12 protein-coding genes are annotated in these 12,491 nt (G+C 74.6%); 3 read left to right on the forward strand and 9 right to left on the reverse strand.

Annotated features, from left to right (window positions below):
- Positions 1-316 precede the first annotated feature (316 nt).
- The 3 genes from AOK23_RS17520 to AOK23_RS47895 form a co-directional block, all read right to left on the reverse strand.
- The gene (locus AOK23_RS17520; RefSeq protein ID WP_055713637.1) at positions 317-1,186 is read right to left on the reverse strand and encodes a RimK family alpha-L-glutamate ligase; all 870 of its coding nucleotides are present in this window, start codon (positions 1,184-1,186) and stop codon (positions 317-319) included.
- A complete protein-coding gene (locus AOK23_RS17525; protein WP_055713638.1) occupies positions 1,183-1,371 on the reverse strand; it encodes a hypothetical protein in 189 nt (62 codons plus the stop codon). The genes AOK23_RS17520 and AOK23_RS17525 overlap by 4 nt, the downstream gene beginning before the upstream one ends.
- A gap of 311 nt (positions 1,372-1,682) precedes the next feature.
- Complete coding sequence (locus AOK23_RS47895; protein ID WP_157878060.1) at positions 1,683-1,829, reverse strand: hypothetical protein; 147 nt, start codon at positions 1,827-1,829, stop codon at positions 1,683-1,685.
- Positions 1,830-1,972: 143 nt separating this feature from the next.
- Between AOK23_RS47895 and AOK23_RS17530 the strand changes: the two genes are divergently transcribed.
- Entirely contained in the window at positions 1,973-2,989 is a 1,017-nt protein-coding gene (locus tag AOK23_RS17530) for a helix-turn-helix domain-containing protein (protein WP_055713639.1), read from the forward strand.
- 37 nt (positions 2,990-3,026) lie between these two features.
- Here the strand turns inward: AOK23_RS17530 and AOK23_RS17535 are convergent, their stop codons facing one another.
- The 6 genes from AOK23_RS17535 to AOK23_RS17560 all read right to left on the reverse strand — a co-directional run bounded on the left by AOK23_RS17535 (position 3,027) and on the right by AOK23_RS17560 (position 8,788).
- Complete coding sequence (locus tag AOK23_RS17535; protein WP_206336226.1) at positions 3,027-3,731, reverse strand: ABC transporter; 705 nt, start codon at positions 3,729-3,731, stop codon at positions 3,027-3,029.
- Entirely contained in the window at positions 3,728-5,254 is a 1,527-nt protein-coding gene (locus AOK23_RS48850) for a hypothetical protein (RefSeq protein ID WP_055713640.1), read from the reverse strand. The genes AOK23_RS17535 and AOK23_RS48850 overlap by 4 nt, the downstream gene beginning before the upstream one ends.
- Positions 5,251-6,117, reverse strand: coding sequence for an ABC transporter ATP-binding protein (locus tag AOK23_RS17545; protein WP_055713641.1), 867 nt, complete (start codon positions 6,115-6,117; stop codon positions 5,251-5,253). The genes AOK23_RS48850 and AOK23_RS17545 overlap by 4 nt, the downstream gene beginning before the upstream one ends.
- Entirely contained in the window at positions 6,114-6,977 is an 864-nt protein-coding gene (locus AOK23_RS17550) for a cupin domain-containing protein (RefSeq protein ID WP_055713642.1), read from the reverse strand. Before AOK23_RS17550 ends, AOK23_RS17545 begins: the two co-directional genes overlap by 4 nt.
- Complete coding sequence (locus tag AOK23_RS17555; RefSeq protein WP_055518559.1) at positions 6,974-7,516, reverse strand: RNA polymerase sigma factor; 543 nt, start codon at positions 7,514-7,516, stop codon at positions 6,974-6,976. The genes AOK23_RS17550 and AOK23_RS17555 overlap by 4 nt, the downstream gene beginning before the upstream one ends.
- A gap of 219 nt (positions 7,517-7,735) precedes the next feature.
- Positions 7,736-8,788: an esterase-like activity of phytase family protein gene (locus AOK23_RS17560; protein WP_055713646.1), complete on the reverse strand. Its 1,053-nt coding sequence runs from the start codon at positions 8,786-8,788 to the stop codon at positions 7,736-7,738.
- A gap of 217 nt (positions 8,789-9,005) precedes the next feature.
- On the opposite strand from AOK23_RS17560, the gene AOK23_RS17565 reads away from it, so the two are divergent.
- Together AOK23_RS17565 and helR are read left to right on the forward strand one after the other, a co-directional pair.
- Positions 9,006-10,238, forward strand: a complete 1,233-nt coding sequence (locus tag AOK23_RS17565; protein WP_055713643.1) for a glycosyltransferase — start codon at positions 9,006-9,008, stop codon at positions 10,236-10,238.
- Positions 10,239-10,297: 59 nt separating this feature from the next.
- Positions 10,298-12,469: an RNA polymerase recycling motor ATPase HelR gene (gene helR / locus AOK23_RS17570; RefSeq protein ID WP_055713644.1), complete on the forward strand. Its 2,172-nt coding sequence runs from the start codon at positions 10,298-10,300 to the stop codon at positions 12,467-12,469.
- Positions 12,470-12,491 lie beyond the last annotated feature (22 nt).

The following is a 12,491-nucleotide window of genomic DNA, read 5'->3' on the forward strand; positions in this document are numbered from 1 at the left end:
GGCCGCCCAACAGGCGGGCACTTGGGAACCGGCCGCCGAAAGGGTGGGCATCCGCGATCCGGCCACCGAGCGGAGCCGGCACCCGGGAGCGGCCGACGGTGGACGGCTCGGGGAGACGGGCGCGGGAGGGGCGCTCGGGGGCCCGTGGCGGGCCGCGGCGAACACGCGGGCGCACCCGGACGCGCCGGACCGGCCCGCAGGGCCGTCCAGGGGCGCGGGGAACTACGCGAGGAACCACGACGGACCCGCAGTCGCCCACGCACCCCCGCCCCCGAGCTACTGGGCGCCCAAGCGGAGCCGAGGGGGCGGCCGGGGCCTAGACGACGCCCACGGACACCCGCTCCGCGACATACGCCGCGTACAGCCCCGCCACATCCACCCCATGCCGTTGCGAGGACTTCGCGAACTCGGGGTTCGCGTTGACCTCCAGGACGAGCAGCTCCCCGGTGCTCCGGTCCTCCACGAGGTCCACCCCGTAGAACCCGGGCCCCAGCGCGTCCACCACCTGGCCGCACAGCTTGTCGATCTCGGCGGTCACCTCGACCCGCCGGACCTCCGCCCCCAGGTGCGTGTTGGTGCGCCAGTCGTCCGACACCCGCTGGATCGCGACCACCGGAGTCCGGCCGACCACGACGACCCGCAGGTCGTGTCCCGGCTTGTCGATGTAGGACTGCACCACGACGGGGAACAGCTTCCCCGTCGCGTCGGCGGACTCCCGGCCCCCGGCCCACGCCTCCACACACTCCGCGTTGGCCATCTTCGTGACGCCCCGCCCCCATGACCCGCTGACGGGTTTGACGACGGCCGGCATCCCCAACTCGGAGACGGCGGCGCGGACTTGGTCATAGCTGAAGGCGTGCCGGGTCACCGGATGCGGAATGCCGTGGCGTGCGAACAGCAGCGACTGGAGTCCCTTGTCGTTGCACGCCTCGATGACGGACGACCGGTTGAGGGTGGTCACCCCGGCGTACTCCAGCCGCCGGGACACATTGACGGCGTCCCGGTGGGACAGGTTGCGGATCACGGCGAGCGCGGGCGAGCCGTCGCGGCCCGCCACGACGGCCGCCACGTCCTCCATCAGCAACGGCCGCGCGGCGAGCCCCTCGGCCCGCAGGGCGCCGAGGAGGAGCTTCTCCTCGGGCCGCAGCATCGTCACCGAGAGCAGGACCTCGTCGGGGGTCGTCACTCGCCCCAGTCCTCCTCGACCTCGGGCGCGAGGTCGAGCCGTACGCCGGTCGCGGCCTTCTCCACGACCTCGTGCTCCTGCCCGCAGGCGGTGCACTCGGTGATCTCACCCTTTTCCCAGTCCTCCTGGACCTCGAATTCGGTGTCGCACACGAGGCACTTCGGTGCGGCGATTGCGGTGGTCATTCGTCGAACTCCTTCATTTGTTCCATGTGAAACCGGCATGCCGGATCACCCGGGGTCGGCGTACGCGTATTACCGGGTCTTGGCATACGGAATTCACGGGACAGCAATCCGGCCGGACGGTCCCCCGTCAGCGGTCCGTGTCAGAACCCCACGCCCGCCCCGTGCCGTGACAGGGCGCCGCGGGCGCCCGCCGGGGGCCGTCCCCGACCGGCCGGGGACGGCCCCCGGACCACAGGGGCACACACCCTTTGCACGGGCTTTACGTGGGAAGAATCAGCCGATCCCCCGGATCGGCGTCGGTTCGCCGGGGCTTACGGCCAGCCCGGGTCGGCCGGCGCGTCGGCCACCCGGGCCTCGGCGACCGCCGTGCGGTCGGCCGTCCCGGAGGCGGCGGAAAGAGTCAGCGCCGCGGCGGCGACAATGGCGAGCGCGCCGGCGAGTCTGCGCAGGTACGTCATTTCTTGTATCCCCCTGAAGAATTCCCGGACTTCCGGCTCCCCGCCGGTGTCCACACGAAGAGCATGCCTGGGGAAGCCCGGTTGCCGAAAGTGATTGCAGGGGTCATGATCGTGCACTGCAGAAACCTGAAGGGGGACCATGCATGTGCGGTGATACGGACAGACGCGGGGGCGCCGAGACACCGGCGGAAGTGTGCGGCGCGGGACTCGAGTTCTACCGCACCGCGCTGCTGGAGGGGAGGGCTCCGGTCGCCCAAGCACCCGATTGCGTAAGGGAGTTCGGTCTCGTGGCGGCCGCGGTGGACGACGCCGAGGCACTGGTTCCCGTACCGCCCTCGGTGGCGACGGCGGCGCTGGCCCACCCGTTGGAGCGGCTGATCCTGGAGCAGCGGCAGGCCCTCGCCTCCGTACGGGCGTCGATGTCGCAGGCCGAGAGCGTGTACCGCACCGCCCGCCGCGACGAGACCGAGTCCTCCCAACGGCTCACCCCCGCACCGGTGATCACCGCCGCGCTGGACGAGGCGATCGAGGCCACCCGGCACGAGTTGCTCACCGCGCACCCGGGCGGCCGGCGCCCCGAGGAGGTCCTCGTGAAGGCGCTGCCCCGGACGCTCACGGCGCACCGCAAGGGCGTGAAGCAGCGCACGCTGTACCAGCACACCATCCGGGCCCACGGTCCGACGCTCGACTACATCAAGCAGGTCACCGAGTTGGGCGTCGAGGTGCGGACGGTCGACGAGGTCTTCGACCGGATGATCATCTGTGACCGTGCCGTCGCGTTCATCCCCGACATGGGCAAGGACCACGGCACCCACGCCCTGAAGGTCACCGACCCCGGCGTGGTGCACTTCCTGGTCTCGGCCTTCGAGTACGCCTGGGAGCGGGCGAAGCCGGTCGTCTACGAGCACGACCAGCAGCGCCCCGCGCTGCTCACCGACGAGACCCGGCTGCATGTGCTGCGGCTCATGGTCGACGGCTACACCGACGCTGCCATCGCGAGCCGGCTCGGCATCAGCACCCGGACCGTCGCCAGCCATCTGAAGAAGGTCGGTGACCTGCTGGGCAGCAACAGCCGTGCCCAGCTGGCCTATCTGACCGCGAAGAGCGGCCTCCTGGACGACGCCGCGGCGAGCGCCTGCGACTGCGACCGCCCGTCCTGAGGCCCACCGGCGGGCCCCGAGGTTTCCCGTTCCGAGGTCAGCGGCCGCCGCCCCGCTGCGGCACGCCACCGCCGCGCCCCGGCACTGCGCGCACCCGGCGGCGCGGTTCCGGGCCGCACCCCGCCCACACGGCGAGCGTCGCCGCCAGGATCCCGGCCCACAGCGTGTGGGCGTCCGCCCAGCGGGGGTCGCCGGGGGGCACGAACAGCGCGTGCTCGTACGGGAGGAACACGGCCGCCGCGACCGGGAGCGCCGGCAGCGCGGCGGCGACCGCCGGACCGGGCAACCGGACCGCGCTGAACCGGACCGCCGCCCCGGCGAGCGCCAGCGCCAGCCCGGACAGCGCCCCGGCCTCGACCGTGAGAGCACCGGCGGGCAGCGCGGCCCAGGACTCGGCGTCGGCCCCCGCCCGTACGACGCCGAGGACCGCCGCCCACCAGACCGCGCCCGCGAGCCCGACCACCGCCACCCGCAACGCCTGCCGCAGCGGGCGCGGCACGGGAACGGCCCCGGTGGTGTGCCGGGCCGGGTCGTCCAGCACGAACGCCGTGCCGACCGCCCCGCACAGGGCCGCCGCCCGCACCACATTGGCCAGAACAGCCGCCGGGAGGTCCAGCGAGAACAGGGCCGGTACGGCGGCGACGACCACCCCCAGCGACCAGCCGCCCGCGAGCAGCCTCCACGGCAGGGACCGCACCGTGGGCCGTGTCAGGGCCGCCACCACCGCCGCCCGCCGTCTCACGCGCACATCCACTCCCGGTCGGCGGCCGTCTCGGCCGGGGCGGTGACGCCCAGCAGGGTTGCCGCGCGGTCGGTGGTCGTACCGGCGGCGGACAGCTCCGCCCAGTGCGCCCGCACCGCGCGTCCCACCCGCTCCCGCGGCAGGGCGAGCAGCCGCTCGACGACGGTGAGTTCGCGGTCCCGCAGGGCGACCGCGGTGACCGGCGCCTGGATCACGCCGGGGCTGTTGTATCCCTCGCCGGTCTTCTCGAACAGGGCCTCGCCGTCGCGGGTCGCCCGGATCGCCAGCCACACCGTCAGCACGCCCCGCGCGTCGCAGAACACCCCCGCGTAGCGCTCGTGCCCGACGACCAGCCCCCGGGCGACGCTCGCCGCGAACTCCAGTTCGCGTTCCCCGCCCCAGGCGGTGCTCGCCGTGACCTCGCCGGGCGCGGCGGGCGACGGTTCCCCGGTGCCCGAGGGGCCGTCGAGGGCGTTGACCTTCTGCCGTACGGTCAGCGCCTGTTCCGCGCCGGGACCGCCGGCCAGCGACCGCACCCGGTCCGTGACCCGGGCCCACTCATCGACCCAGGGCGTGAACTCGGGGAAGGCGCAGTACGTCGTCGGCCCGCGCCGTACGCAGTCCTGCACCTCGGCCGGGTCGCGGGTCGCCACCTCGCGTGCCTCGCGCACCGCGTCCGACGGGGCCGTGCCCTGGAGCACGACGGCGGCCACGACCGCGCCGAGCGCCGTGAGCGCGGTGGCCCGTACGGCCCTCGTCCGGCCGCCGCTCGCCCGGACCGCGCCCGCCGCCGCCAGTACCGCGAGCGCCAGCAGGTACAGGGCGTGCCAGCCTGCGGGCCGCCCCAGCAGGCCGGACGGCAGCGGCCGGGCGCCCTCGTCGAAGAGGACGGGCGCGAGGCCGCGCAGCCAGGCGGGGCTGCTGGAGTCGGCCACGAAGACGAACGCGGCGGCGATGACGGCGACCGCGGCGAGCGGGGCCACGAACGACGACCGGATCAGCCGGCCCAGCAGGACGCCCAGGACGGCGAGCAGCAGGATCAACAGTGGCCCGGTTACCAGTTCGAACACCGAGCCGTGGCCGACCGCACCGGGCTTCAGCGCCTCGGCGGTGAACTGCCCGGCCACGATCAGCGCCCCGACGAGCACCGTCGGCAGCACCGACAGGACATGCGCGCAGGTCCGCCGCCACGGCTGCACCACCAGCACCGCGAAGGAGCCGTCGGTGCCCCGCCGGTGGGAGCGCAGCACCCCCAGGTTCGCGGCGATCATCACCGCGAGCCCCAGCAGCAGCTGGCCGAACTGGGTCTCGCGGTCGACGTCCTGGAGGACCGGGTAGGCGTCCTCGGGCTCGCCGCCCGGCCACAGCAGCAGCGCCAGGTACCCCGCCAGCGAGACCAGCACCAGGGGGTGCAGCAGCAGACGCCGCGCCTCCACCCGGGCCAGCGCGAGCACCGCCCGCAGGCCGTCCCGGGCCGACGGCGGCGCGGGCGCGGTGACCGGGGTCCGGGTCAGGGCCGTCATACCGCCACCTCCGCCACCGGGTCGCCGCCGAGGGCCAGCAGATAGCCGTCCTCCAGCGTCGGCTCGACCAGCCGGGCACCCTCCGGCGGGTCCCCGACGTTGCGGAACTCGCCGGTGCCGGTGCGCCAGCCGGCCCGGGCGCCCGGCTGCCGCTCCGTGCTGCGCCACACCCGGCCGTCGGCCACCGCCGTCAGCTCGGCCGGGGTGCCGTCGAACCGCACCCGCCCCTTGTCCATGACCACCACCCGGTGGCACAGCATCGCCACGTCCTCCGTCTGGTGGGTGGACAGCAGGACCGTGCGGCCCTCGCCGGCCTCCGCGATCAGCTCCCTGAACCGCATCCGCTGCTCCGGGTCCAGGCCGACCGTGGGTTCGTCCAGGACGAGGAAGCCGGGGTCGCCGACCAGGGCGGCGGCCAGCGCCACGCGCTGCTTCATCCCACCGGAGAGTTTCCGGATCCTCTTTCCGCGCACGTCCGCGAGCCCGACCGCGTCGAGGACCCGGCGGGCCTCGGCGTGCCGGGACCGCCGGTCCGTCAGGTCCTTGAGGATGGCCACGTAGTCGACGAACTCGAACGCGGTGAAGTCCGGGTGGAAGCCGGGGTTCTGCGGCAGGTAGCCGAGGACCCGGCGGGCGTCCTGCCGGCCGGTGGCGGTGCTCGGGTCGTGGCCGAGCACCGTGAACGCGCCGTTGTCCGGCACGGTCGCCGTCGCGAGGATCCGCAGCAGCGTCGTCTTGCCCGCGCCGTTCGGTCCGAGCAGGCCCGTGACGCCCTCGGTGAGGCGCAGCGTCACCTCGTCGACGGCCCTGGTGCCGCGGTAGCTCAGGGTCAGGCCGGCGGCCGAGACCGTGGGTCGTGTCATGACAGCCTCCTGGCTGCGGATCGAAGGGTTCGCGAGGATCGGAAGGACGGGCCGGGCAGGGCCCCGCTGTCGAAGCGGTCGCGTGCCGCCGTCAGCAGCACGGTCGCCACCACGGCGACCGCCGCCGCCCCGCCCTGGCCCTCGGCGGTGAAGGGCAGCGGTGTGCCGGAGGCCAGCAGGCGGCTCAGCGCCACCAGGGCGGCCCAGGCGCCGCCGACCAGCGCGGGCGCGAGGACGGGCCCCAGCCGGGCGGTCAGCGCGACGCCGGTCGAGGTGAGCGCGAGGGCCGGCAGCAGCCAGCCGAGCGCCGCGAGGCCGAGCGACGGCAGCGCCAGGCTCGCCAGGGCGCTCAGTGCCGTCGTCGTGGCGAGCACGGCGACGGTCCGCACCATCAGCAGCCGGAAGGTGTGCATCGGCGCGACGACGGCCGTCTCGTACATCGGGTCGAGGCCGGGGCCGAAGGACACGGCCACCCCCGCCAGCGGCAGCAGCGGCGCCGTGGCCAGCAGCATCAGCGGGGACGCGGCGAGCGCCACGCAGACCGCGAGGGCCAGGGTGAGCACCACGGCGCCGAGCCAGGAGCCACGCAGCAGCGGAGTCGCCGCGAGCAGCCGCGCGGTGTGGTCGGCGACCCCGAACCGGATCAGCAGCGACTCGACGGGGCCCGGCCGCGGGGCGTCGAGTTCGGCGTCCAGCCGCGCCCAGCCCAAGTCGGTCGCGGCGGGCGGGACATGGGCCCCGAGAGCCGTCCGGCAGTCGGCGCAGGCGGCGAGATGGGTCTCGACGGACCACAGCCGGGGTGGCGCCAGCACTCCGGCGGCGTACTCCCGCAGGTCCGCGTCGTCCGTGTGCCAGCTCATGCCAGGCCCTCCCGCAGTTGCTTCCGGGCGCGCATGGCCCGGGTCTTGACTGTGCCGGGCGGTATGCCCAGCAGGACGGCCGCCTCACGGGTCGTCAGTCCGTCGATGACCGTGGCCTGGAGCACCGCCCGCAGTTCCGGCGAGAGCGCGGCGAGCGAGCCCGCCAGGTCGCCGTGGCGGACCCGGGCCAGTACCTGTTCCTCGGCGGACGCCTCGTCGCGGTGGCGCAGCCGGGCCAGCGCCTGCCGCAGCCGGCCGCGGGCGCCGTCACCGCGCAGCGCGTCCACCAGCCGACGCGACCCGATCCGCCACAGCCAGCCCGCCACGTCGCCCTCCCGGTGGTAGCGGGCCGCTCCCCGCCATACGTCGAGGAACGTCTCCTGGACCACGTCGTCGACCAGCACCGGATCGGCGCACCGCCCGCGCAGCCGCAGCACGAGCCACGGCGCGTAGTGGCGGTACAGCTCCTCGAAGGCGCGACGGTCGCCGTCGGCGACGGCCCGCATCAGTTCGGCGTCGCCCGGACTCCCCCGCTTCATGTCGCTCACACCTCCTCATCGGACGAGCGTGCCGCAACGGTTCACGCGGCCTCTCCCCCGACGGCCGAGGGACCCCGCCGACGTGTACGGCGGGGCCTCTCCCCCGACGGCCGAGGGACCCCGCCGACGTGTACGGCGGGGCCCCTCGGCCGGCAACGGACGGCGGAACTGACGACAGGAAAGGACGGCGGGAACGGGCGGCAGGAACGGCCGGGCGGTTCAGCGCAGGCGGACCCGCAGCGCGTAGAAGCGGGTCGTCTGGACGGCGTTCTGGTTGTCGTCGCTGACGAGCAGTACGTCCAGGCGGCCGCCGTGGCGCCCGGTGACCGTCATGCCCTCGATGTTGTCGAGCAGCGGGTTGGGCTGCGGCTGCTTCGCGGTGGCGCCGAGGCTCGGGCAGTCCACGAGGTCGGCGAGGAGGGTCTTGCGGACGAGCCGTACGCCGTCGTCGCCGCCGATGAGGACGGCGACGCCGCTGGTGTCGGTGGCCCGGCGGGTGTCGGCGAGGTACAGGCGGACGGTGTTGCCGACGCCCGCGGTGAAGCCGCGTTCCAGGACGAGCAGCCGCCCGCCGGGCAGCCCGGCGGCCTCCACCACACCGAGTCCGGTGTCGGCGCGGTAGCCGTACTGGGCGCCGAGCCGGAAGTCCCGGCCGCCGCCGTGCCGCCGCCAGGTCTGGAAGCGGACGACGTCGGTGGTGTCGCCGGCGAGCGCTTCCTCCATGGTGGCGAGCAGGGTGCGGCCGCCGGGCAGGAGGGTGAGCCCCTCGAAGGTCTGGTTGGCGGTGGCCCGCCCGGCGGGGGCGACCCTCAGCACGTCGGGCACCGGCAGGCCGCCCAGCGGGCGGCCCGTACGGTCGTACCGGCGTACGGACGGCTCGGTCTCCGAGGCGACCAGCCGCGTGCCGTCCCGGTCGACGGCGAGGCCCTCGGCGTCGAGCGCGGCACCGGTGTCGGTGGCCAGCGGCACGACGGCTCTCGGCCTGAGGGTGCGGGCGTCGAGGGCGAAGAGGGCGGAGCGGTCGGAGAGCGCGAGGAGGGAGCCGTCGGTGTCGGTGGCGAGGGCGGAGAAGTTGCCGACGAAGGCGTCACCGTACGTCATCTTGTCGAGGGCGTCGGAGTAGCCGGCGAGGGACACGGAGGGCGAACAGGCCCTGGCGGCCTGGGCGTTCGCCGGTCCGGCGGCGGTGAGACAGGTGGCCGCGGCGAGACCGGCGGTGGCGGCGGCCAGTACGGTCCGCAGGCGGGTCGTCGAAGGGGGTGTCGGGCGCATGGCGGTCACCGTAGGGCGGCTCGATGCCGTCGAGGTGGACTCCCCGTGAATCGGCCGGATCCGTCCGTCGCGGACCCCGGAAACAGCGAAGGCAAGGAGTCACGCACTCCTTGCCACTCTCAACGTATAGCGCATGGGGGGCCTTGCGGCAAGGCCCCCTCCGTCCCGCACAATCACCGGCCGAAGCCGTAGTCGACGGGAAAACGGGGAGCACTTCATGCGTGTGCTGTTGATGTCGTACGGATCGCGCGGGGACGTGGAGCCACTGGCGGGACTCGCGGTGCGGCTGCGGGAACTCGGTGCCGAGTCGGTGGTATGCGCGCCCCCGGACGAGGAGTTCGCGGAGTTGCTGGCCAGGGTCGGCGTCCCGCATGTGCCGTTCGGTCCGTCGGTGCGTGCGCTGGCGGTGGGGGCGAAGCCGCCGACGGCGGGGGACGCGTTCCGGCTGGCGCCCGCCCTGGTCGCCGAGCACTTCGAGAAGGTCGGCGCGGCGGCCGAGGGGTGCGACGCGCTGGTGGCGACCGGGCTGATGCCGGCCGGCGCCCGGTCGGTCGCCGAGCAGCACGGCCTGCGCTATGTGTACGCGGGCTTCCATCCGCTGGGGATGCCGTCGCCGCACTTCCCCCCGCCGCCCCGGCCCGGCCCGCCGGCCCCGCCGGACATGACCGACAACCGGGCGCTGTGGGACCTGGACGCGCAGCGGGTGAACGCCCTGTACGGCGAGGCCCTCAACACCCACCGGGCGGCGATCGGCCTCGCCCCGGTGGACAACGTCCGCGACCACGTCTTCACCGACCGGCCGTGGCTGGCGGCGGACCCGGTCCTCGGGCCCGTCGAGGGGCTGACCCATCTCGACGTGGTACAGACCGGCGCGTGGTTCCTGCCGGACGAGCGCCCGCTGCCCGAGGACCTGTCGGCATGGCTGGAGGCGGGCGAGCCCCCGGTGTACGTGGGCTTCGGCAGCATGGCCGTGCGGTCGCCGGACGTCGCCCGGGTCGCCGTCGAGGCGGTCCGCGACCGGGGCCGCCGGGTGCTCGTCGGACGCGGCTGGGCCGGGCTCGGCCCGATCGACGACCGGGACGACTGCTTCGCCGTCGGCGAGGTCAGCCATCAGGCGCTGTTCCCCCGCGTGGCCGCCGTCGTGCACCACGGCGGTGCGGGCACCACCGTGACGGCCACCCGCTCCGGGGCGCCCCAGGTGGTCGTACCCCAGGTCGTGGACCAGCCGTACTGGGCGGGCCGCGTGGCCGACCTGGGCATCGGCGCGGCCCATGACGGCCCCGTCCCGACGTACACGTCCCTGTCGGCGGCGCTGGAGGTGGCCCTGGCCCCCGAGACCGGCCAGCGGGCCAAGGCGGTCGCCGCCACCGTCCGCACCGACGGCACGACGGTGGCCGCGCGGCTGCTGCTCGACGGGGCCGACGCGGGCACGCCGCTCGGGTCCGCGTGAGCCGTCTCCCCACGCCCGTGCCGCACACCCGGGTCCGCCCCAGATCGGAGTCAGTCGCCGTGAATTCCCTGTCCACCAGCGCGTTCGACCTTCCCGAGCGTCTTGCCGCCAAGGCCGACCCGGCGCTGATCGCCGGTGACGAGCGGCATCTGGCGGCCGTCGCGGAGTGCCTGGAGCAGACGATCGCCGAGGTGTCCGCCCGTCTCGCCGCCGAGCGCAGGGCGCCGGGCGGCACGGGCAGGCAGGCGATGGACCGGGACGCGGAGATCCACCGGCTGAGCGCCCGGCTGCGCACCCTGCGCCGCTTCGGACTGGATCTGTGCCTCGGCCGCATGGTCGGCGCGGACGGCGCCAAGCCCGTCTACGTCGGACGGCTCGGCCTCACGGACAGCACGGGCCGCCGGCTGCTCGTCGACTGGCGGTCCCCCGCGGCGGAGCCGTTCTTCGGGGCGACCCACGCCCACCCGATGGGGCTGGCGAGCCGCCGCAGGTACCGCTGGACGGACGGCCGGATCAGCGACTACTGGGACGAGGTGTTCACCCCGGACGGGTTCGAGGGGCATGCCGCGCTCGACGACCAGTCCGCGTTCATCGCCAGTCTCGCCGGCAACCGGTCGGAGCGGATGCGGGACGTCCTCGGCACCATCCAGGCCGACCAGGACGCCGTCATCCGCGCGGGCTCCCGGGGCGCCCTCGTCGTCGACGGCGGTCCCGGCACCGGCAAGACGGTCGTCGCCCTGCACCGCTCCGCCTACCTCCTGCACGCCGACCCCCGCGTCGACCACCGCCGCGGCGGCATCCTCTTCGTCGGCCCGCACCGGCCCTACCTGTCGTACGTCGCCGACGTCCTGCCGAGCCTCGGTGAGGAGGGGGTGCAGATCTGCGTGCTGCGGGACCTGGTCGCCGAGGGCGCCGACGCCGGGACCGAGGCCGACCCGGAGGTGGCCCGGCTGAAGGCGTCCGCCGACATGGTGCGGGCCATCGAGGAGGCCGTCCGGTTCTACGAGGAGCCGCCCACCGAGGGGCTGCTGGTCGAGACCCACTGGTCGGACGTGTGGGTGAGCCCCGACGACTGGGCCGAGGCGTTCACGGCGGCTGAGCCCGGCACCCCGCACAACGAGGCCCGCGAGCAGGTGTGGGGCGAACTCCTCACGATCCTGGTGGACAAGCACGACGACGAGACCTCACCCGACCTGCTGAGGAAGGCGCTGGCACGGGACCGTGACCTGCTGGCCGCCTTCGACCACGCGTGGCCGCTGATCGAGGCGGCCGACCTGGTCGCGGACCTGTGGACGGTGCCCGCCTATCTGCGCAGGTGCGCGCCCTGGCTCGGGCCCGACGACGTACGGAGGCTGCTGCGGGCGGGGGACCCGCAGGCGTGGACGGTGTCCGACCTGCCGCTTCTCGACGCGGCCCGGCAGCGGCTCGGCGACCCGGAGACCGCCCGGCGCAGGCGCCGCCGAAAGGCCGTCCTCGCCGCGCAGCGCGTCCGCATGGAGCAGGTCGTCGACAACCTGATCGAGGCGGCGTCCGTCTCCGGCGCCGACGGGGACGACGGGGAGGGCCTGGTGGTGATGTTGCGGGGTGCGGACGCGCGGGTGAGCCTGGTCGACGAGTCCGAGGTGCCCACCGCCGACCCGGATCTGCTCGCCGGCCCGTTCGCGCACATCGTGGTGGACGAGGCGCAGGAACTGACCGACGCGGAGTGGCAGATGCTGCTGCTGCGCTGCCCGTCGCGGAGCTTCACCATCGTCGGTGACCGGGCGCAGGCCCGGCACGGGTTCACGGAGTCGTGGCGGGAGAGGCTGGAGCGGGTGGGTCTCGACCGCGTCACCCTGGCCTCCCTGAGCATCAACTACCGGACACCGGCGGAGATCATGGCGGAGGCCGAGCCGGTCATCCGGGCGGCGCTGCCGGACGCCAACGTCCCGACGTCCATCCGCGGCGGCGGCGTGCCCGTCCTCCACGGGTCCGTCGAGCGGCGGGACGCGATCCTCGACGAGTGGCTCGCCGCACATGGCGAAGGGATCGCCTGTGTCATCGGCGATCCCTCGTTCCGGGCGACCTCACGGGTCCGCTCCCTGACCCCCGAGCTGGCGAAGGGCCTCGAGTTCGACCTGGTCGTCCTCGTCGACCCGCAGGACTTCGGCACCGGCATCGAGGGAGCGGTGGACCACTACGTGGCGATGACCCGGGCGACCCGGCGACTCGTCGTCCTGACGAGCGGCTGACGCCCGCCCGCCCGCCGTCGAC

The organism is Streptomyces torulosus (assembly GCF_001419765.1).
GTDB classification, from domain to species: Bacteria; Actinomycetota; Actinomycetes; order Streptomycetales; family Streptomycetaceae; genus Streptomyces; species Streptomyces torulosus.

Coding starts and splice junctions, on each gene's coding strand:
- AOK23_RS17525 (WP_055713638.1), bottom strand. CDS start 1,371: ATGACCACCGCAATCGCCGCACCGAAGTGCCTCGTGTGCGACACCGAA.
- AOK23_RS47895 (WP_157878060.1), bottom strand. CDS start 1,829: ATGACGTACCTGCGCAGACTCGCCGGCGCGCTCGCCATTGTCGCCGCC.
- AOK23_RS17530 (WP_055713639.1), top strand. CDS start 1,973: ATGTGCGGTGATACGGACAGACGCGGGGGCGCCGAGACACCGGCGGAA.
- AOK23_RS48850 (WP_055713640.1), bottom strand. CDS start 5,254: ATGACGGCCCTGACCCGGACCCCGGTCACCGCGCCCGCGCCGCCGTCG.
- AOK23_RS17545 (WP_055713641.1), bottom strand. CDS start 6,117: ATGACACGACCCACGGTCTCGGCCGCCGGCCTGACCCTGAGCTACCGC.
- AOK23_RS17550 (WP_055713642.1), bottom strand. CDS start 6,977: ATGAGCTGGCACACGGACGACGCGGACCTGCGGGAGTACGCCGCCGGA.
- AOK23_RS17555 (WP_055518559.1), bottom strand. CDS start 7,516: ATGAAGCGGGGGAGTCCGGGCGACGCCGAACTGATGCGGGCCGTCGCC.
- AOK23_RS17560 (WP_055713646.1), bottom strand. CDS start 8,788: ATGCGCCCGACACCCCCTTCGACGACCCGCCTGCGGACCGTACTGGCC.
- AOK23_RS17565 (WP_055713643.1), top strand. CDS start 9,006: ATGCGTGTGCTGTTGATGTCGTACGGATCGCGCGGGGACGTGGAGCCA.